At 75.2% G+C, this 18,573-nt stretch carries 16 protein-coding genes; 9 read left to right on the top strand and 7 right to left on the bottom strand.

All coding sequences use genetic code 11. The annotated features are described in order from the left end of the window. Nucleotides 1-83: 83 nt before the first annotated feature. From ACA511_RS23565 to ACA511_RS23545, 5 genes are all read left to right on the top strand, one after another. Complete coding sequence (locus ACA511_RS23565) at nucleotides 84-1,382, top strand: SWIM zinc finger family protein (protein WP_375026738.1); 1,299 nt, start codon at nucleotides 84-86, stop codon at nucleotides 1,380-1,382. Continuing rightward, the gene (locus tag ACA511_RS23560; protein ID WP_375026737.1) at nucleotides 1,379-2,959 is read left to right on the top strand and encodes a DUF5691 domain-containing protein; all 1,581 of its coding nucleotides are present in this window, start codon (nucleotides 1,379-1,381) and stop codon (nucleotides 2,957-2,959) included. The genes ACA511_RS23565 and ACA511_RS23560 overlap by 4 nt, the downstream gene beginning before the upstream one ends. Then, nucleotides 2,956-4,041, top strand: coding sequence for an AAA family ATPase (locus tag ACA511_RS23555; protein WP_375026736.1), 1,086 nt, complete (start codon nucleotides 2,956-2,958; stop codon nucleotides 4,039-4,041). The genes ACA511_RS23560 and ACA511_RS23555 overlap by 4 nt, the downstream gene beginning before the upstream one ends. Continuing rightward, nucleotides 4,038-6,317 carry a DUF5682 family protein gene (locus ACA511_RS23550; protein ID WP_375026735.1) on the top strand — a complete coding sequence of 760 codons (2,280 nt, stop codon included), beginning with the start codon at nucleotides 4,038-4,040 and terminating at the stop codon, nucleotides 6,315-6,317. The genes ACA511_RS23555 and ACA511_RS23550 overlap by 4 nt, the downstream gene beginning before the upstream one ends. Nucleotides 6,318-6,408: 91 nt before the next feature. Continuing rightward, nucleotides 6,409-7,584: a VWA domain-containing protein gene (locus ACA511_RS23545; protein ID WP_375026734.1), complete on the top strand. Its 1,176-nt coding sequence runs from the start codon at nucleotides 6,409-6,411 to the stop codon at nucleotides 7,582-7,584. Here the strand turns inward: ACA511_RS23545 and ACA511_RS23540 are convergent. Further along, the gene (locus tag ACA511_RS23540) at nucleotides 7,573-9,126 is read right to left on the bottom strand and encodes a protein kinase (RefSeq protein WP_375026733.1); all 1,554 of its coding nucleotides are present in this window, start codon (nucleotides 9,124-9,126) and stop codon (nucleotides 7,573-7,575) included. The two genes, ACA511_RS23545 and ACA511_RS23540, sit on opposite strands and share 12 nt — an antisense overlap. 101 nt (nucleotides 9,127-9,227) lie before the next feature. Here ACA511_RS23540 and ACA511_RS23535 point away from each other — a divergent pair, with 101 nt between their 5' ends. The 3 genes from ACA511_RS23535 to ACA511_RS23525 are packed head-to-tail and all read left to right on the top strand — an operon-like array spanning nucleotide 9,228 to nucleotide 11,721. Next, entirely contained in the window at nucleotides 9,228-10,286 is a 1,059-nt protein-coding gene (locus ACA511_RS23535; RefSeq protein ID WP_375026732.1) for a DUF6777 domain-containing protein, read from the top strand. A 26-nt stretch (nucleotides 10,287-10,312) separates the two neighbouring features. Continuing rightward, nucleotides 10,313-10,714, top strand: a complete 402-nt coding sequence (locus ACA511_RS23530) for an ArsR/SmtB family transcription factor (protein ID WP_375026731.1) — start codon at nucleotides 10,313-10,315, stop codon at nucleotides 10,712-10,714. Next, nucleotides 10,711-11,721 (top strand): cation diffusion facilitator family transporter, encoded by a 1,011-nt coding sequence (locus ACA511_RS23525; RefSeq protein WP_375026730.1) that lies wholly within the window; start codon nucleotides 10,711-10,713, stop codon nucleotides 11,719-11,721. Before ACA511_RS23530 ends, ACA511_RS23525 begins: the two co-directional genes overlap by 4 nt. A gap of 96 nt (nucleotides 11,722-11,817) precedes the next feature. Here the strand turns inward: ACA511_RS23525 and ACA511_RS23520 are convergent, their stop codons facing one another. From ACA511_RS23520 to ACA511_RS23505, 4 genes are all read right to left on the bottom strand, one after another. Continuing rightward, nucleotides 11,818-13,338: a cellulase family glycosylhydrolase gene (locus tag ACA511_RS23520; protein ID WP_375026729.1), complete on the bottom strand. Its 1,521-nt coding sequence runs from the start codon at nucleotides 13,336-13,338 to the stop codon at nucleotides 11,818-11,820. Nucleotides 13,339-13,363: 25 nt separating this feature from the next. Beyond that, nucleotides 13,364-13,918 carry a cellulose binding domain-containing protein gene (locus tag ACA511_RS23515; RefSeq protein ID WP_375026728.1) on the bottom strand — a complete coding sequence of 185 codons (555 nt, stop codon included), beginning with the start codon at nucleotides 13,916-13,918 and terminating at the stop codon, nucleotides 13,364-13,366. A gap of 133 nt (nucleotides 13,919-14,051) precedes the next feature. After that, entirely contained in the window at nucleotides 14,052-14,939 is an 888-nt protein-coding gene (locus ACA511_RS23510) for an amidohydrolase family protein (protein ID WP_375026727.1), read from the bottom strand. Nucleotides 14,940-14,959: 20 nt separating this feature from the next. Continuing rightward, on the bottom strand, nucleotides 14,960-15,871 hold the full coding sequence (locus tag ACA511_RS23505; protein ID WP_375026726.1) for an alpha/beta hydrolase: 912 nt from the start codon (nucleotides 15,869-15,871) through the stop codon (nucleotides 14,960-14,962). Nucleotides 15,872-16,029: 158 nt separating this feature from the next. On the opposite strand from ACA511_RS23505, the gene ACA511_RS23500 reads away from it, so the two are divergent. Continuing rightward, the gene (locus tag ACA511_RS23500) at nucleotides 16,030-17,031 is read left to right on the top strand and encodes a diacylglycerol/lipid kinase family protein (protein ID WP_375026725.1); all 1,002 of its coding nucleotides are present in this window, start codon (nucleotides 16,030-16,032) and stop codon (nucleotides 17,029-17,031) included. A gap of 4 nt (nucleotides 17,032-17,035) precedes the next feature. Here ACA511_RS23500 and ACA511_RS23495 read toward each other — a convergent pair whose 3' ends face one another. Continuing rightward, entirely contained in the window at nucleotides 17,036-17,605 is a 570-nt protein-coding gene (locus tag ACA511_RS23495; RefSeq protein WP_375026724.1) for a PadR family transcriptional regulator, read from the bottom strand. Between the two features lie 57 nt (nucleotides 17,606-17,662). After that, nucleotides 17,663-18,523, bottom strand: a complete 861-nt coding sequence (locus ACA511_RS23490) for an aldo/keto reductase (RefSeq protein WP_375026723.1) — start codon at nucleotides 18,521-18,523, stop codon at nucleotides 17,663-17,665. Between the last annotated feature and the right edge of the window lie 50 nt (nucleotides 18,524-18,573).

Below are 18,573 nucleotides of genomic sequence, written 5' to 3'. Positions count from 1 at the left end.
CGGTTCCGCCCCGCCGCCGGACGGGGGCCCGGCGGCGGATCATCACGCGGAGAATGTCCGAGGGGACGGATAGTTTCGGGGGTGTGAGGGATCGATGGGCTCGGGAGCAGGTGCTCGGCCTCGCGCCGGACGCGTCGTCCGCGAAGGCCGCCGGCGGGGTCGCCAAGCCCGCCAAGTGGGGCGGCACGGGGTGTGACGACGAGGCCGTCTGGGGCGAGTGCCAGGGCAGCGGCAAGTCCGTGTACCGGGCGTGCGCCGACCTGGCCGGGCCCGCGTTCCGGTGCTCGTGCCCGAGCCGCAAGTTCCCCTGCAAGCACGCCCTCGCGCTGCTGCTCCTGTGGTCGGACGCGGCCGTGGACGCGGGCCCGCGCCCGGCCTGGGCCGCCGAGTGGGTCGAGGAGCGGCGCGAGCGCGCCGACCGGGCCGATCGGCGGCGCGCCTCGGCGGCGGCCAAGACCAGGGACCCGAAGACCGCGGAGCGGCGCGAGCGGCGCGTCGACGACGGCCTCGCCGAGCTCGACCAGTGGCTCCGCGACCAGGTCGCGCACGGGCTCGCGGCGGCGGAGAAGGCGCCCTACCGGCTGTGGGACGACGCGGCGCGGCGGCTCGTCGACGCGCAGGCGGGCGCGCTCGCCGGGCAGGTCAGGGGCCTCGCCGCGATCCCGCGCCGGCCCGGGTGGCCGGGCCGGCTGCTGGCCGAGTACGCGCTGCTGCGGCTGCTCGTCCGGGCGCACCAGCGGCGGGACGAGCTGCCCGCGGGGCTGCGCGACACCGTCCGTTCGCGGGTCGGGTTCACCGTGCCGCAGGAGGAGGTGCTGTCGGGCGGGGAACGCGTCCGCGACCTGTGGGCGGTGATCGGGTCGCGCGACACCGCGCAAGAGCTGCTGAGCACGCGGCGGGTCTGGCTGCGCGGGCGCAGGACGCGGCGCCCGGCGCTGGTGCTGTCCTTCGCGGCGCCGGGCACGTCCCTGGACGCGTCGCTCGTGGTGGGTACCGAGGTCGACGCGGAGCTGGCGTTCTATCCGGGGTCGCAGCCGCTGCGGGCGCTGGTCGCCGATCGGTACGGGCCGGCCGAACCGGGTATGCCGGAGGGGTCGTCGGTGCGCGGGTTCCTCGACGAGCACGCGGCGGCGCTCGCACGGGACCCCTGGCTCGACCGCTGGCCCGCGGCGCTGGGGAGCGTCCGCCTGGCCCGCGACGAGGGAGGCGGCCTGTACGCGGTCGACGAGGCCGGAGACGCCCTCCCGCTCCGGATGGGCGATCCGTGGCGGCTGCTCGCGCTGTCGGGCGGCGGGCCGGTCACGCTGTCCGGGGAGTGGAGCCCGCGCGGGCTGCGCCCGCTGGCGGCCTGGCACGAGGACGAGGGGACGGTGGTCCTGTGAGCGCGTGGAAGGAGCACGTCACCGCGGCGCTGCTCGGCACCGAGCGGCGCGACCCGCCCGTCCTGCCCGAGGCGCCGGCCTCGGCCGGCGACCGGGCCGGGCGGCTGCTCGACCAGGCGGCGCTGCTGGCCGTCCGGCGGCGGGCGGGGCCCGCGCCGTCGGACGCGGCGCCCGAGCCGGTCGCGCTCGCCCCGGTCGAGGACGTCCCGGTGGCGCCGCGCGCGGCGGCGGCGCGGCTGCGCCGGATCCTCGGCGGCGAGCAGATCCGGGTGCTGCCCGAATGGCTGGACGCGGCGGCGGCGCACGGCTTCCGGGTCCCCGCGCAGGTGCTTCCCGACCTGCTCGAACGCGGCCGGAGCGACCGGATGCTGCGGCCGTCGATCGCGCGGGCGGCCGGGCGGCGCGGCGTGTGGCTGGCCCTGCAGAACACCGACTGGGCCTACCTGGTCGGCTCCGGCGGCGACCCGGGCGGCGGGCCCGAGGTGTGGGAGACGGGGACGCGCAACCGCCGGGCGGCCTATCTGACCGGCCTGCGCGGCGCCGAGCCGGAGCGCGCGCGGGAGCTGCTGCGGGAGACGTGGGCCCGGGAACCCGCGCCCGATCGCGCGGCCTTCCTCGCGACGTTCGAGCACGGGCTCTCGCTGGACGACGAGGAGTTCCTCGAAGCCGCCCTGGAAGACCGCGGCAAGGACGTCCGGCAGCTCGCGTCCGACCTGCTCGCGCGCATGCCCGGGTCCGCCTACGGGGCGCGGATGGCGGCGCGGGCCCGCGGCTGCCTGGCACCGGCGGTCCGCACCGTGCGGGGGCGGCGGCAGACCTGGATCCAGGTGGAGCCGCCGCACGCCCACGACGAGGACATGGCCCGCGACGGCATCCCCTTCCATCCGAGCGGGTCGTTCGCGCCGCGCGGCGGGGGCGCACCGGTGGGGACGCGCGCCGCGTGGCTGCGCGAGATCCTCGCCCGCACCCCGCTGTCCACCTGGACGGAGCTGTTCGCGCTGCCGCCCATGGAGATCGTCTGCCTCCCCGTCTCCGACTCCGACGGGCGGGACGTCCACATCGGGTGGGCGAAGGCCGCGCTCGGCCAGCGCGACGCCGCCTGGGCGCGGGCGCTGCTCAAGGGCGGCGTCATGGTCGACGAGCCCGAGGCGCTGGCCGACCTGCTGTCCGTCCTGCCGGAGGGCGAGCGGGAGGAGGCGGCGGCCGACCTGATCCGCTGGGTGGAGGGGCGGCCCGACCTGCTGCGCGTCCTCGAACGGGTCCCCGGGCCGTGGACGGGGCCGCTCGCGGCGGCGGTCGTCGCGACGCTGGCCGCGAGCGCCGGGCCGTCCTCGCGGCGCGACGAGCACCTGGTCGCCCAGCTGTGCCGGCTCGCCGACCAGCGGCTCGACCCCGCCGCCGCGTCCCGGCTCGGCTCCGTCGCCGGGCCGGGCGACCCCATGGCCGGGCCCGGCGACCCGATGGCCGGGCAGGGCGGCCCCGTGGGCGGGCCGGGCGGCGCCGCACCGCGCGCCGTCGCCGAACTGATCGCCACCCTGCGTTTCCGCGAAGAGATGCTGAAGGAGCTGACCCCTTGACCGAGACGACGGTGCTGCGTCCGCACGCCGAGCAGGACTACGCGGACGAGCTGGCGCGGCTGGCCGAGCACGACGACCGGGCCCGGCCGCCCGGCTGGCGGCTGTCGCCGTGGGCGGTCACCACGTACCTCCTCGGCGGCGGGCTCCCCGACGGGACGTCCGTCACCCCGAAGTACGTCGGCCCGCGGCGGCTGATGGAGGTCGCGGTGGCGACCCTCGCCACCGACCGTGCGCTGCTGCTGCTCGGCGTCCCGGGGACGGCGAAGACCTGGGTGTCGGAGCATCTCGCCGCCGCCGTCAGCGGCGACTCGACGCTGCTCGTGCAGGGGACGGCGGGCACGGCGGAGGAGGCCGTCCGCTACGGCTGGAACTACGCGCGGCTGCTCGCCGAGGGGCCGTCCGAGAAGGCGCTGGTGGAGAGCCCGCTCATGCGGGCGATGCGGCGCGGCCAGGTCGCCCGCATCGAGGAGCTGACCCGGATGCCGTCCGACGTCCAGGACAGCCTCATCACGGTGCTGTCGGAGAAGACGCTGCCCGTCCCCGAGCTGAACACCGAGGTGCAGGCCCGCAGGGGCTTCACGGTCATCGCGACGGCGAACGACCGCGACCGGGGCGTGAACGAGCTGTCCAGCGCGCTGCGCCGCCGGTTCAACACGGTGGTGCTGCCGCTGCCGGAGAGCGCCGAGGACGAGGTCGGCATCGTGGCCCGCCGCGTCGACCAGATCGGCGCCGGCCTGGAACTGCCCGAGTCCCCCGCCGGGCTGGAGGAGATCCGCCGTGTCGTCACGGTGTTCCGCGAGCTGCGCTCCGGGATCACCGCCGACGGGCGCACCAAGCTGAAGTCCCCCAGCGGGACGCTCAGCACCGCCGAGGCGATCTCGGTGGTCACCAGCGGGCTGGCGCTCGCCGCGCACTTCGGCGACGGGGTGCTGCGCGCCGCCGACGTCGCGGGCGGCATCGTCGGCGCCGTCGTGCAGGACCCGGTGTCCGACCGCGTCGTGTGGCAGGAGTACCTGGAGGCCGTCGTCCGCGACCGCCCGGAATGGCGGGACTTCTACCGCGCCTGCCGGGAGGTGTCTTGAGCGACGTCGAGGTCTACGGGATCCGCCACCACGGGCCCGGCTCGGCGCGGGCGCTGCGCGGCGCCCTGGAGGAGTACAAGCCGGACGCGGTGCTGATCGAGGGCCCGCCCGAGGCCGACCCGATCGTGGAGCTGGCCGGCGACGCCGGGATGGTGCCGCCGGTCGCGCTGCTCGCCTACTCCCCCGCCCCGGAGGACGGCGACCGCAAGGCCGCGTTCTGGCCGTTCGCCGAGTTCAGCCCCGAATGGCAGGCGATCCGGTACGGGCTGGCGGCCGGGGTGCCCGTCCGGTTCTGCGACCTGCCGGCGGCGAACCAGCTCGTCCCCTCGGAGGACGAGACCGAGGGCGAGGGCGGGGACGAGGCTGGGGGCGGGGGCGAAGACGCGGAACCGGCCGCCGAGGGGGTGCGGCTCGACCCGCTCGGCTGGCTGGCGAAGGCCGCCGGGTACAACGACGCCGAACGCTGGTGGGACGACGTGGTCGAGCACCGGGGCGGCGGCCCGTCCCCGTTCCCGGCGATCGCGGAGGCGATGGCGGAGCTGCGCGCCCAGCTCGCCGGGCGGCCCGAGGGCGCCGGGCCCGCCGCGTACCGGCGCCGCGAGGAGCAGCGCGAGGCCCACATGCGGCGGACGCTGCGCCGCACCCTCAAGGAGGGGCACGACCGCGTCGCCGTGGTGTGCGGCGCTTGGCACGTGCCCGCCCTCCGGGCCAAGGTCCCCGCCGCCCACGACGACCGGACGCTGCGCGGGCTCCCGAAGGCCAAGATCGCCATGACCTGGGTGCCCTGGACGCACGGGCGCCTCGCCGGGCACTCCGGCTACGGCGCGGGGGTGCGCTCCCCCGGCTGGTACCACCACCTGTTCGCCGCCCCCGACCGCCCGGTCGAGCGCTGGCTGACCGCCGCCGCCCGCGTCCTGCGCGAGGAGGACCTGCACGTCTCGTCCGCGCACGTGATCGAGGCCGTCCGGCTCGCCGAGGCCCTCGCCGCGCTGCGCGGCCGCCCCCTCGCCGGGCTGGACGAGGTGACCGAGGCGACGCGGGCCGTGCTGTGCGAGGGCGCCGACCTGCCCGTCGAGCTGATCCAGCGGCGCATGGTCGTCGGCGAGCGGCTCGGCGCCGTCCCGGACCGCACCCCGATGGTGCCGCTCCAGCGCGACCTCCAGGCGGAGCAGCGGCGGCTGCGGCTCAAGCCGTCCGCGCTCGGCAAGGAGCAGGACCTCGACCTGCGCAAGCCCACCGACCTGGAACGCAGCCGCCTCCTGCACCGCCTCCGCCTCCTGGACGTCGACTGGGGCGTACCCGCCAACACCGGCCGCTCGAAGGGCACCTTCCGGGAGACCTGGACGCTGACCTGGCGGCCCGAGTTCGACGTCGAGCTGATCGAGGCCGGCGCGTGGGGCACCACCGTCCGCGGCGCGGCCACGGCCCGCGCCGAGGCGCTGGCCGCGCACGCCACCGCGCTCGCCGACCTGACCTCCGCCGCCGAGCGCTGCCTCCTCGCCGACCTCGGCGACGCGCTCCCGACCGTCATGCGGGCCCTCGCCGACCGCGCCGCCGTCGACACCGACGTCGCGCACCTGATGGCGGCGATGCCGGCGCTCGTCCGCGCGCTCCGCTACGGCGACGTCCGCGGCACCTCCACCGGCCCGCTCCGCACGGTCGTCGACGGCCTCGTCGTGCGGGTCTGCGTCGGCCTCCCGCCCGCGATCACCGGCCTGGACGACGACGCCGCCCGCGAGTTCCTCGCCCACGTCGACGCCGTCCACGGCGCCCTGTCCCTGCTCGCCGACGACGGCCACCTCGAACGCTGGCGCCGCACGCTGGAGAGCCTCCTCGCCCGCCCGGACGCCCTGCACGGCCTCATCGAGGGCCGCCTCACCCGCCTCCTGCTCGACGCGGGCCGGCTGGCCGACGTCCCCGACCGGATGGCGCGCGCGGTGTCGGCCGGCGCCGCCCCCGACCGGGCCGCCGCCTGGGTCGAGGGCTTCCTGTCCGGCGGCGCGCTGCTCCTCCTGCACGACGAGGCGCTGCTCCGGCTCGTCGACGGCTGGATCGCCGGCCTGCCCGCCGGCTCGTTCACCGACGTCCTCCCCCTGCTCCGCCGCACCTTCGGCGGCTACCCGGCCGCCGAGCGGCGCGCCATCGGCGAGCGGCTCCGCCGCCGCGCCCGGCCCCGCGAGGGCGCGCCGCACGACCCCGAAGACGACATCGACGAGGCCCGCGCCGCCCCGGCCGCCGCCACCGCGCTCCACATCCTCGGCTGGGGGCGCCCATGACCGCACGGCAGCGCGCCCGAACGGCACGCACGCACGGCACGCGCCGCCCCGGCCGATGGCGGCGGCGGCCTCACGCATGGAAGGAGTCGGCATGAGCGGTGAGAGCGCGGACGACCGGTTGCGCCGGTGGCGGCTCGTCCTCGGGGGCGAGCGGGCCGACGGGACCGGGGCGTCGCTGTCCGGGGACGACGCCCGGATGGACGCGGCGCTGGAGAAACTCTACGGCGGGGGCGACGAGGGGCGGCCGCGGCCGGGGCGGCGCAGCGCCGGCCTCGGGGACTCGGCGCCCTCGGTGGCGCGGTGGCTCGGCGACATCCGCGAGTACTTCCCGTCCAGCGTCGTGCAGGTCATGCAGAAGGACGCCATCGAGCGGCTCGACCTCACCCGGCTGCTGCTGGAGCCGGAGATGCTCGACGCCGTCGAACCCGACGTGCACCTGGTGGGGACGCTGCTGTCGCTGAACCGGGTCATGCCGGACCGGGCGCGCGAGTCGGCGCGGGCGCTGGTGCGCAAGGTCGTCCGCGATCTGGAGCGGCGGCTGGCGCAGCGGACGCGGTCGGCGGTCGGCGGGGCGCTGGACCGGTCGGCGCGGGTGCTGCGGCCGCGGCGGCTCGCCGACGTCGACTGGGAGCGGACGATCCGCGCGAACCTGCGGCACTACCTGCCCGAGCACGGGACCCTCGTCCCGGAGCGGCTGATCGGGTACGGGCGGCGGCAGCAGGCCGTCAAGCGGGACGTGGTCCTCGCGATCGACCAGAGCGGGTCGATGGCGGCGTCGGTGGTGTACGCGAGCGTGTTCGGCGCGGTGCTCGCCTCGATGCGGTCGCTGCGGACGTCGCTGGTCGTGTTCGACACCAGCGTGGTCGACCTCACCGACCAGCTGCACGACCCGGTGGAGGTGCTGTTCGGCACGCAGCTCGGCGGCGGCACCGACATCAACCGGGCCATCGCGTACTGCCAGACCCTCGTGACCAGGCCGAACGACACGATCATGGTGCTGGTCAGCGATCTGTACGAGGGCGGCGTCCGCGACGAGATGCTCCGCCGCGTCGGGGCGCTGACGGCGGCGGGCGTGCAGGTGGTGGTGCTGCTCGCCCTGTCGGACGAGGGCGCGCCCGCCTACGACCACGAGAACGCGGCGGCGCTCGCGGCGCTGGGCGTCCCGGCGTTCGCGTGCACGCCGGACGCGTTCCCCGAGCTGATGGCGGCCGCGATCGAGCGCCGCGACCTCGCGGAGTGGTCCGAGCGGCACGCGTCAGCGGGATGACCGCGTCAGGCCCCGGGCCAGCAGGATCACGACGGCGGCGGTCAGCACGGCGTGCCCGGCGAGCGCGGACGCCTGGACCTGCACCAGCGCGCCCCACACCCCCCACATCGCGACGCGGGCGACCCGCGCGGCCAGCACCGTCCACGCGGCGGCGCGGGAGCCCCGCCACGCGAGGATCGCCGCCACCAGCGTGACCACGGCGACGACGGCGAACGAGGACGCCACCACGGGCAGCAGCCCGCCCCGATGCCCCTCGGTGAGGGACGGCCGGGCGATGAGGATCGCGAGCGCGGCGACGTCCAGGGCGGCGAGCAGCCCCGCGAGGAGCAGCCCGGTGACCAGGGCGGGCCCGCGCCGCAGCCGCCCCGACGTCGCCCCCCGCCCCGGGGCATGGGGCGCGCCGTCCGCCCCCGGCGCCGCCCCCATGTGCGGCCCGCCCGCCCCCATGCTCGGAGCAGGGTCGGCCGACGTCCTCGAATCGAACGCCGCGCCGGAGTGCGGCACAGCGCCTTGATCACGCCCCACCCCGGCCCCAACCCCCGTGTAGGGCGCTGTGCAGGGCCGCAAGGCCGCACCGGGGTAGGGCGCCGGGCCCGTGTAGGGCGCCGTGTCGGGGTCGGGTGCCGCGCCGTAGTCAGGTGCCGCGGCCGTGTACGGTGCCGTGCCGGAGTCGGGGGACGGGCCGGGGCCGGATGGCGGGGCGGGGAGGCGCCTGGTCGGGGTCTGCGTGGTGCCGAGGAGCCAGAAGAGGACGTTCTCCGAGGTGGGGCGGTCGTCCGGGTCCTTGGCGAGGCAGGCGGCGGCGACCTCGGCCAGCTGGTCGGGGAGGGCGCGCAGGTCCGGGGTCTCGTGCATGATCTTGTACATGACGGCGGGCAGCGGGCCGCCGGCGAACGGGTCGCGGCCGGTGGCGGCGAACAGCAGGGTGCCCGCCCAGGCGAACAGGTCGGCGGCGGGACCGGCCCGGCCGGCGAACTGCTCGGGCGCCATGTAGGCGGGGGTCCCGACGACCTGGCTGGTCAGGGTCGCGCCGGCGTCGAACGCGCGGGCGATGCCGAAGTCGATCACGCGCGGGCCGTCCGGGCCCATCAGGACGTTCTGCGGCTTGAAGTCGCGGTGCGCGACGTTCGCGCGGTGGATCGCCGACAGCGCCGTCACCGAGCTGATCGCGAGCCGGTCGAGGTCGGCCCCGGCGCGCGGCCCCTCCTCCTGGACGAGGGCGCGCAGCGACGGCCCCGGCACGTACTCGCTGACGATGTAGGGGCGGTCGCCCGCCGTGTCGGCGGCGAGCATCTGCGCGGTGCAGAACCCGGCGACCCGCTGGAGCAGGGCCAGTTCGCGGACGAACCGCTCCCGCGCGTCGGCGTCGCCGAGCAGCTGCGTGTGCAGCAGCTTGACGGCGACGCGCGGCGGCCCGGACCCGGGGTCGACGGGACGGCCGAGGTACACCATGCCCTGTCCGCCGGCGCCGAGCCGGCCGAGCAGCTCCCAGCCGCCGAGCCGGGTCGGATCGGCGGCGTCGAGCGGAACCGGCCCGGCCATTTCGTACCCCCGCGAAAACTCGAGCATTCCACCGCGCACAAATCCGCTCCGCCCGGCATCAAAGAGTATAGGTTCGGGCGGTCCGGAGCGGGAGTTGACGCATGCTTGAGATCCATTCGCCATTTGCCCGGCAGCGGGCCGTCGCGGGGGCTGCCCTTGCCCTGGCGCTGGCGGCCGGCGCGCTGGCCGGCTGCGGCGACGCCGGTGCCACCATCACCCGGCTGACCGTGGGGTCGCCGGGCCCCGACCCGTACACGCTGGTGGCCAACACCGACAAGACGGACAAGACGGACGTCAAGGAGCGGCCGCAGGCGGGCGGGACGAAGACCGGCGACTCCCCCGGCCTGTACGGCGGGACGCGCCTCGCGTCGAGCTGCGACCAGCGCAAGCTGATCGCGTTCCTCCAGGCCAACCCGGACAAGGCGGGTGCGTGGGCGGAGGTCCAGGGCATCCCGGCGAGCGACATCCCGCGCTATGTGTCGCGGCTGACGCCGGTGCTGCTGCGCACCGACACGCTGGTGACCAACCACGGCTACCACGACGGGAGGGCGACGAGCGCGCCCGCGGTGCTCCAGGCCGGAATGGGCGTTCTCGTCAATGGTTACGGTGTGCCCGCGGTTAAGTGCAATTGCGGTAATCCGCTGACCCGGCCGGAGAAAAAGATCTCCACCGGGAACGCGTCCTACAGTGGCCGGTCCTGGCCGGGATTCGAGAAGCGGAATGTGACCAGGATCCAGCCGCGGGATTCCCGGAAGGGGACGATCGAGTCCTTCGTCCTCGTCGATCCGGGCGCGACGATGGGGTTCGAGCGGCCCCGCGCGACCGAGGGCGGGTCGGACGGGCCGCCGGCCGCGCTGCCGCCCACGGAGACCGAGGTCCCCACGAGCGACTCGCCGGCGCCGTCCGACTCCGGCCTGGAGTCGCCCGGGACGGAATCGCCCGGCTCGGAGTCGCCGGGGACGGAGTCGCCGGGCCTGGAGTCGCCCGATCCCGGCCTCGGGTCCCCCGGCGCGGAGTCGCCCGATCCCGGGACTTCCCCCGCGTCGCCGGGAGTGACGTCCGAGGACCCGGGTACGGGCACCGGCGGGATGGCGCCGCCCGATCGGCAGAACCCGGTCTCGCTGCCGCCGTCCGAGGAGCCGGGCCCGCGGATCTCCTGACCCGGCGGTGCGCTACATTTGCACATATGAGCAGCCAGTCAGACGTTGTGCCGGCGACCGCGCCCGCCGAGGCGTGCGCGGTCCGGGTGGTCGATCCCGAGAAGGTCGCCATCGTCGCCGCCGCCCTGCCGGGCGCGGAGACCATCGCCGAGCTGGCGCAGGTGTTCGGGCTGCTGTCCGACCCCGGACGGCTGCGGGTGATCATCGCGCTGCTCGAAGGGGGCGAGATGTGCGTGTGCGACATCGCGGCGTCCTGCGGGCACTCGGAGTCGGCGGTGTCACACGCGCTGCGCCTGCTGCGCGCCAACCGCGTCGTCCGGGTCCGCCGGGCCGGCCGGATGGCCTACTACCGGCTGGACGACTCGCACGTCCGGATGCTGCTCGATCTCGCCCTCACGCACGTCGGCCACGGGGAGGAGGGCCCATGACCGGGGAGAAGAACGGCCAGGGCCACGGGCACGGCCACGGGCACGGGCACGCGATCGCGGCGGGCGCCGACCGGCGGCTGCTGGGCGGGGCGCTGGCGCTGATCCTCGCCTTCATGGCGGGCGAGGTGGTCATCGGCCTGGTCTCCGGGTCGCTGGCGCTGATCTCCGACGCCGCGCACATGATGACCGACGCGTTCGCGATCGCGCTGGCGCTGGTCGCGATGCGCATCGCGGCGCGCCCGCCGAAGGGCGGGTACACGTTCGGCTTGCGCCGCGCCGAGATCCTGTCCGCGCAGCTGAACGGGCTGACGCTGATCCTGCTCGCCGCCTTCTTCGTCTACGAGGGCGTCCGGCGGCTGATCGAGCCGCCGCCCGTCGAGGGCCAGTTCGTGTTCTGGACGGCCCTCGCCGGCATCGCCGTCAACGTCGCGGCGACCTTCCTGATCAGCCGGGCCGACCGGCGCAGCCTGAACGTCGAGGGCGCGTTCCAGCACATCCTCAACGACCTGTTCGCGTTCGTCGCGACGGCGATCGCGGGCCTCGTCGTCTGGACGACCGGCCTGTCCCGCGCCGACGCGGTCGCCTCGCTGGTGGTGGCCGCGCTGATGCTCAAGGCCGGGTACGGGCTGCTGCGGGACGCGGGACGGGTGCTCATGGAGGCGGCCCCGGCGGGCATCGACCCGTCCGAGCTCGGCGGCCGGCTGGCCCGCCGCCCGTGCGTGGAGGAGGTCCACGACCTGCACGTGTGGGAGGTCAGCTCCGGGTATCCGGCGCTGTCGGCGCACGTGCTCGTCGACACGCAGGGCGACTGCCACGCCGTCCGCCGCGATCTCCAGGAGCTGCTGCGCGACGCGTACGGGATCACCCACACGACGCTGGAGGTCGACCACGTCGCCGGGCCGTCCGGCGGCGTGCACGTCCACTGCGAGGACGCGCACGGCCCCCGCCATGTGGCGGAGGCCGGCGAGCCCCATGATCACGCGGGCAGCGCCCCCTGCGATCACTGACGGCCCGTCACCGACCGCGCCCGGGGTCGGCGGCCTTCGCGGCGGACGCGATCGCGTACGTCTGGGCGCGCATCTCCAGCGCCCCGCGGGCCGTGGTCAGGCCGCGCAGAGCTGGTCGTCGAGGTCGAACGCGGCGGGGGCGCCGGACGACGCGCCGGTCGCCTGGAACCCGATCGTGAGCGACGCTCCGGGCGCGATGGCGGCGTTCCAGTCCAGGTTCTTCGCGGTCACGTCGTCGCCGGACTGGGACCAGGCCGCGCTCCACCCCTGGCTGATCTTCTGGTCGCCGGGGAAGGCGAAGTCCAGCGTCCAGCCGTTCAGCGCCTCGGAGCCGCTGTTGGTGATGGTGACCTGCGCGGTGAAGCCGCCCTGCCAGCTGTTCTGCACCGCGTACGCCACCTGGCAGGAGACGTCCGGCGGAGTGCCGGGGTCGCCCGGATCGCCGGGGTCGCCGCCCGGGTCGCCCGCGCCGAGCAGGTACGGGTCGAGGTAGGACTGCTTGGCGGTGTCGACGGTCGTCCAGTCGCCGTTGAGGATGCCGCCCGTGTCGCCCGAGTTGGGGTTCCACGACCAGAACGTGAAGGAGATCCCGCTCGTGCCGGTGCCCAGGTAGGCCATCAGCGTGCGCAGCCACGTCCGGTCGCGCGGGTCGGCCAGGGTCGTCCCGAACTCGCCGAGCAGGACGGGCGCCACGTTGTTCTTGTAGAGGTAGCCCCAGTTCTCGTCCCAGATCGCCGCCATGTTGGACGGGAAGCCCGGGTCGTCGAACCACGGCTGCGGGTAGACGGACGTGGCGTAGTCGTGCGCCGAGTAGACGAGCCGGTTCGGGACGTCCAGCCGCACCGGGTACTGCGCCGCGCCCTGCAGGTTTCCGCCCCACCAGTAGTTGTCGCCGGCGTGGTCGTTGACGCCCTCCACGATGATCAGCCAGTTGGAGTTGACGGCGAGGATCGCGTTGCCGGCCCGTTCGGCGGCGAGCCGCCAGTCCGTCGACTGGTCGCCGCAGCCCCAGCACGCCGGGGAGTGCGGCTCGTTGTGCAGGTCGGCGCCGATGACGGTGGTGTCGCCCGCGTAGTGCCGGGCGAGCATCTCCCAGTCGGAGATCCAGCGCGACTCGGGGTAGGCGCCGGTGTACCAGAGCGCCGACTGGCCGCCCGCGTCCGGGCGGTGCCTGTCGAGGACGACCTTGAGCCCGGTCTGCCCCGCGTACGCGATGACCTTGTCGAGGATCTGCAGCCCGTTCAGGCCCTGGAGGTCGGGGTTCTTCGAGTAGTCGATGCTGTTCGGCGCGCTGCCGGAGTCGAACAGCTGGTTCGTGTAGGGCAGCCGGAGCGTGTTGTACCCCAGGCCCTTCATCTGGTCGAGCATGTCCTTGTAGCCGCGCGTCCAGAGCCCGTGCGGGGAGTAGTTGGACGTCTCGGCGCCGAACCAGTTGATGCCCGTCATCCGCACCGGCTGCCCGTTCGCGTCGAGCAACTGCCGGCCGCTCGTGTGCCAGTAGCCGGTGCCGGCCGCCGCATGCGCGGCGCCCGGCACGGCCGGGACCGACACGAGCGCCAGCAGCGCGGCGGCGAGGATCAGGAGGATGCGCTTGGTCGTTCCGTAGGAGCCGGTCATGGGTCGTTCTCCTCTCCCGAGTCCGTCAGCGGGCCGCGCAGGCGATGTCCCGCGCGCCGGAGGCGATGTCCGGCGCGCCAGGGGCGGACCCGGTGCCCTGGAAGCCGAAGCTCGTCGAGCCGTGCGCGGCGACGGCGCCGTTGTAGCCCGCGTCCACGGCGTGGACGGACGGTCCGGTCTGCGTGACGGCGGCGTTCCAGCCGTTCGAGACGCGCTGGCCGCCGGAGAACGTCCAGTCCGCCGACCAGCCGGACAGCGGCGCGTCGCCGTAGTTCGTGACGGTCACCGTGGCGGTGAACCCGCCGTTCCAGGCGTTGTCGGTGCGCAGCGCGGCCGTGCATCCGCCCTCGGACGGCGGCGGGTCGGTCGGCGGGGTCGTGGTGCCGCCGACCTGGACGCCGAACGCGTCCGTCGCGAGGCCCGCCCCGCCCTGCGGCGCGATGTGCTCGCCGCCGGCGACAGGGACCGTGTCGGTCGCGCCGCACAGCTGCGTCGCGGCGGAGGCGGGGGCCGCGCGGTACAGGGGGATCGCCGGCAGGGCCGCGGCCAGCACGGCACAGCTCTTCAGACGCGCTCTCATGGCGGAACCTCATTCGACGATGTGGGAGCGCTCCCAAAGTCGCCGCCGCCGCACCGGCTGTCAAGAAGCGGGAGCGGCTCCCGGATTGACCAGCCGTCGGGCGTGAAAATTCATGAAACGGGCGGCGCGCCCGTTACGGCAGTCCGAAGAGCTCGGCGGCGCCGTGCCAGCAGACGGCGCGCAGCCAGTCGTCGCCCACGCCGAGGGCGGCCAGCGACTCCAGCTGGTGCGCGTACTCGTAGGGGATGTTGGGGAAGTCGGTGCCGAGCAGGATCCGCCCGTCCAGGCCGAGGCCGCGGAGCCGGGGCAGGAGCGCGTCCGGGAACTCCGCCAGCCGGGCGAAGGTGGTGAACACCATCGTCGTGTCGAGGTGGACGCGCTCGTGGGCGTCGGCCAGGGCGAAGAAGCCGTCGAACTCCGGGGCGCCCAGGTGGGCCACGATCGTCGTCAGGCGCGGATGGCGGGCGAGGACCTCCCCGTACGGGCCGGGGCCGGTGAAGCCGTTCGCGACCGGGCCCGACCCGGCGTGGACGAGCGCGGGCACCCCGGCCTCGGCGAGCATCCCCCACACCGCGTCCAGCTCCTTGGCGCGCGGGTCGAACCCGCCGACCTGGAGGTGGACCTTGAAGACGCGGGCGCCGGCGTCCAGGGCGCGGGCCACGTAGTCCTCGACGCCGGGCTCGGGAAAGAACGTGGCGGTCTGCACGCATTCGGGGACGCGGGCGGCGAACTGCGCCGTCCACTCGTTCAGCGACTCGGCCATGCCGGGACGGTGCGGGTAGGACAGCGACGTGAACGCGCGCACGCCGAGGCCGCGCAGGAACGCCAGCCGCTCCTCCTCCGACTCCCGGTACCGGATGGGCCACTCGGTCCCGATCAGCGGACCGGCCTCGTCGAAGTACCCCCAGACCGCGCTCATCAGCCGGGGCGGCATGAAATGGACGTGCACATCGATGATGCCGGGAAGCCCGAGCGCCTGCCAGAAGGCGGGGACGGCGGAATCAGAACGAGGTTCGGCCACCCCTCGACCCTAGCCCCGGATCAGGTGATCTCCGCCAGCAGGGCGGGCAGCGTCGCGCGCATCTCGCGCCGCCAGTAGGGCCAGGTGTGCGTGCCCGGATAGAAGTGCGTCGTGACCGGGATGCCGAGCTTCCCGAGCTTCGCGGCGAACTCCCGCGACACCGTGCCCGCGAGCGATTCCAGCACGTCCGCCCCTCCGGGAGCCGCATCGAACGGCCCGGCGGTGCCGTCGCCGGCGCTGACGTGGACGCGGACCCCGGCGAGCCGGCCGGCCAGATCGTACGGGTTGTGCTGCCGCCACACGACGCGCTGCTCGCGGGGGTCGCCCCACACGTCCGTCCAGTCGAGGGACGGCGCGCCGATCGCGACGCCCAGCTCGACGAGGTCGGCGACGTCCAGCCCGGACGGGTTCCGGTAGAGGGTGTGGACGGGCCCGCTGAACGAGGCCGCCGCCCGGAAGTGACCGCGGTGCCGGGCCGCGTACGCCAGCGCGCCGAGGCCGCCCATCGCGTTCCCGGCGATGGCGCGTTCCGGGCCGGCGCGGTAGCCGCGTTCCAGGATCCGCCCGAGTTCGGCGAGATGGAACGTCTCCCACTTCGGCGCGCCTCCGCCGCCGCGATTCCACCAGTCGGTGTAATTGCCGCACGGGCCGCCGTCCGGCATGACGACGATCACGTCGGCGTCCTCGGTCAGCTCCTCGATGTCGGTGTGGTCGCTCCAGGCGGTGTGGCCGTCCCGGCCGGCGCCGGCCCCGTGCAGGAGCCACAGCACCGGCCAGGTGCGGGACGCGTCCCGTGACCAGGCACGGGGCAGCAGGAGGCGGACGCGGGCGGCGTCCTCCAGGACGGGCGACCGGACGGTGAGGTCGAGCACCCGGCGGCGGGGCCGGCGCTCGCCGACGACGCTCGCTCCCGCCATGTCGCGCAGCCGCATGTTTTCCGCCCCGGGTCAATCAAAACAGCCTCACTTGTCAGGATCCCCACTCGGCGCCATGTTTCAACGCTCCGCAATGGGTTTATAAAATGTCGGGCCGGAAGTTCCGGTTCACGTGCCTTGTAAGGTGACGCGGACGAAGGAGGGCACCGGTCGAGATGCGGAGCGTCGAGATGCGGAGCAAGGCGGAACTGGAGTCGGTCATCGCCGGCGGCGGGCGCGCGGTGCTGGTGATCAACTCCCGGTCCCGGCGGGGCCGCCGGCTCTACGGCACGGCCCGCCGGCTGCTGCGCGAGTCCGGGCTGGAGTTCCTGCACGTCTTCCCGGTCACCGACCCGTCCCGGCTGCGCGACCTGTTCGCCGACGTCCTCGCCCTGGAACCCGACCTCGTCGTCGTCGGCGGCGGGGACGGCACGGTCGCCGAGGCGGTCGGGCACCTGGCGCACCGCGACATCGCGCTCGGCGTGCTGCCGCTCGGCACCACCAACAACTTCGCCCGCAGCCTGGAGCTGCCGCTCGACCTGCCCGGCGCGATCCGCACCCTGGCCCTCGGCGGGCCCGGCTCGGGCAAGGTCGCGGACGTGGACGTCGGCTGGTTCGAGTCGACCGGCGACCCGCAGGGCGAAGGGCCGGGCGCCGACCGCGAGCACATCTTCGCGAACATGGTGAGCCTCGGGCTGTCGGTCGAGGTCGCCGGGAGCGTCCCGCACGCGCTCAAGCGGTTCGTGGGACGTCCCGCGTACGCGCTGACGGCGGCGCGGCTGCTGCCCCGGCACGAGGCGTTCACCGCCCGGATCACGATCGACGGCGAGACGCACGAGGTCGTGACGCACCAGCTGAACGTGGCCAACGGCGCGCACCACAGCGGGCAGCGGATCGCCCGCGACGCCAGCCCGGACGACCGGCTGCTCGCCGTCTACCGGCTCGGCGACGAGCGGCGGCTGCGGCTGGCGTCGGCGACGGCCCGGCACGTCCTCACCGGCCAGTGGCGCTCCCTGGACGAGGACGCGTTCCTCACCACCGCGCAGGTCGAGATCGAGACCGACCCGCCGATGCGGGTGGACGTGGACGGCGAGATCCGCGGCCGCACCCCCGTCTCGATCAGGCTGCGCGGCAACGCGCTGCGGGTGATCGTCCCGCGCGCGTTCGCCGACACGTGACCCGTCACGCCGGGGACGCCGGGGTCTCGCCCGCCATCGTGTAGGCGCCGGCCTCCAGCCGCCCGATCAGCCCGCGCGTCCACATCGTGGCCGACTCCGCGGAGTGCACCCAGTAGCCGAGCAGCTCGCGCAGGTGGTCGGACGGGTCCTGCTCGTCCAGGTGGGGGGCGACGGAGGCGCGCCAGCCGGCCAGCCCGTCCAGCCGCTCGCGCAGCAGCGCGACCGCCTCGGCGCGCGGCAGCTCGGTGAGGAAGCCGAGGCCCGCCGTGAGCATCTCCGGGTGCCTGACGTCGACGGTGGCGAGGGCGCCGCGCAGCAGCCGCAGGAACTCCGCCCGGCCCGCGCCGGTGATCTCGTAGTCGGTGTGCGGCGGCCCGGCCTCGCTCTCCTCGACCTCGTGGGCGCGCAGCAGCCCCTCCTTGGCGAGCTGCTTCAGCGCGTGGTAGATCGAGCCCGGGTTCACGTGGGCCCATTCGTCCGAGCCCCACGACATCAGCTCGCGGCGGACCTCGTAACCGTGCGCCCGCCCGAACCGCCGCACCCCGCCGAGCACCAGCAGCCGCGTCGTCGACATCGTCTCCCCCTGATCGCGAAACCTGTCCAGGGTAGACGGTGCGGGCGGCGGCGGTGACTAGCTTCGCAGCGCGGCGAGATCTTCGCCGGTGAGCGCGAGGCCGGCGGCGGCCGTGTTCTCCTCCAGGTGGTCCGGGGAGCCTGTGCCGGGGATCGCCAGCATCACCGGCGACAGGGCGAGCAGGCCCGCGAGGAGCACCTGCGGGACGGTGGCGCCGTGCCGGGCGGCGACGGCGCCGACGCGCGCGTCGTCGGGGATGCCGAAGCCGCCGAGCGGGAAGTAGGGCGCGTAGGCGATGTGCTCGCGCTCGCAGGTCTCCAGGAGTCCGGCGTCCTGGGGCCGCGTGATGTCGAACCGGTTCTGGACGGCGGCGACGGGCGCGATCCCCCGCGCCTCGGCGAGCTGCGCCGGGGTGACGTGGCTCAGCCCGAGATGCCGGATGAGGCCCTCCTCGCGGAGGCCGGCCAGGATCTCGAACCGCTCGCCGATCGGCTCGTCCGCCGGGGCCTCCAGCCCGCCGTGCCGCAGGTAGACGAGGTCGAGGCGGTCGAGCCCCAGCTCGCGCAGGTTCCGCTCCACCTCGTCGCGCAGCCCGGAGGCGGGGACCTGCCCGGACGGGAACGGGTCGCCCGGCCCCCGGTACGGCCCGACCTTCGTGGCGATGACCAGGCCGGGCGGGTAGGGGCTCAGCGCCGCGCGGATCATCTCGTTCGCCGCCGGCCCGTCCTGGTGGTAGTAGAACGCGGCGGTGTCGATGTGGTCCACGCCCAGCTCGACGGCCCTGCGCAGGATCTTCAGCCCGGTGCCGCGGTCGTTCGGCGAGGCGTCGAGCGCGCGCACGGGCAGCCGCATCGCGCCGAAGCCCATCCGGCGCACGCGGAGGTCGCCGCCGAGATCGAAGGTGTCGTGTGTCGTCATGCGTCCACAGTGCTGCGCCGCCCGGCCCGGCACGAACCGCTGGCAGCTTG

Source organism: Actinomadura sp. GTD37, from assembly GCF_041951365.1.
Classification (GTDB): domain Bacteria; phylum Actinomycetota; class Actinomycetes; order Streptosporangiales; family Streptosporangiaceae; genus Spirillospora.
The sequence above is the reverse complement of the archived record's forward strand: the minus strand, read 5'-3'. Positions and strand labels throughout refer to the sequence as shown.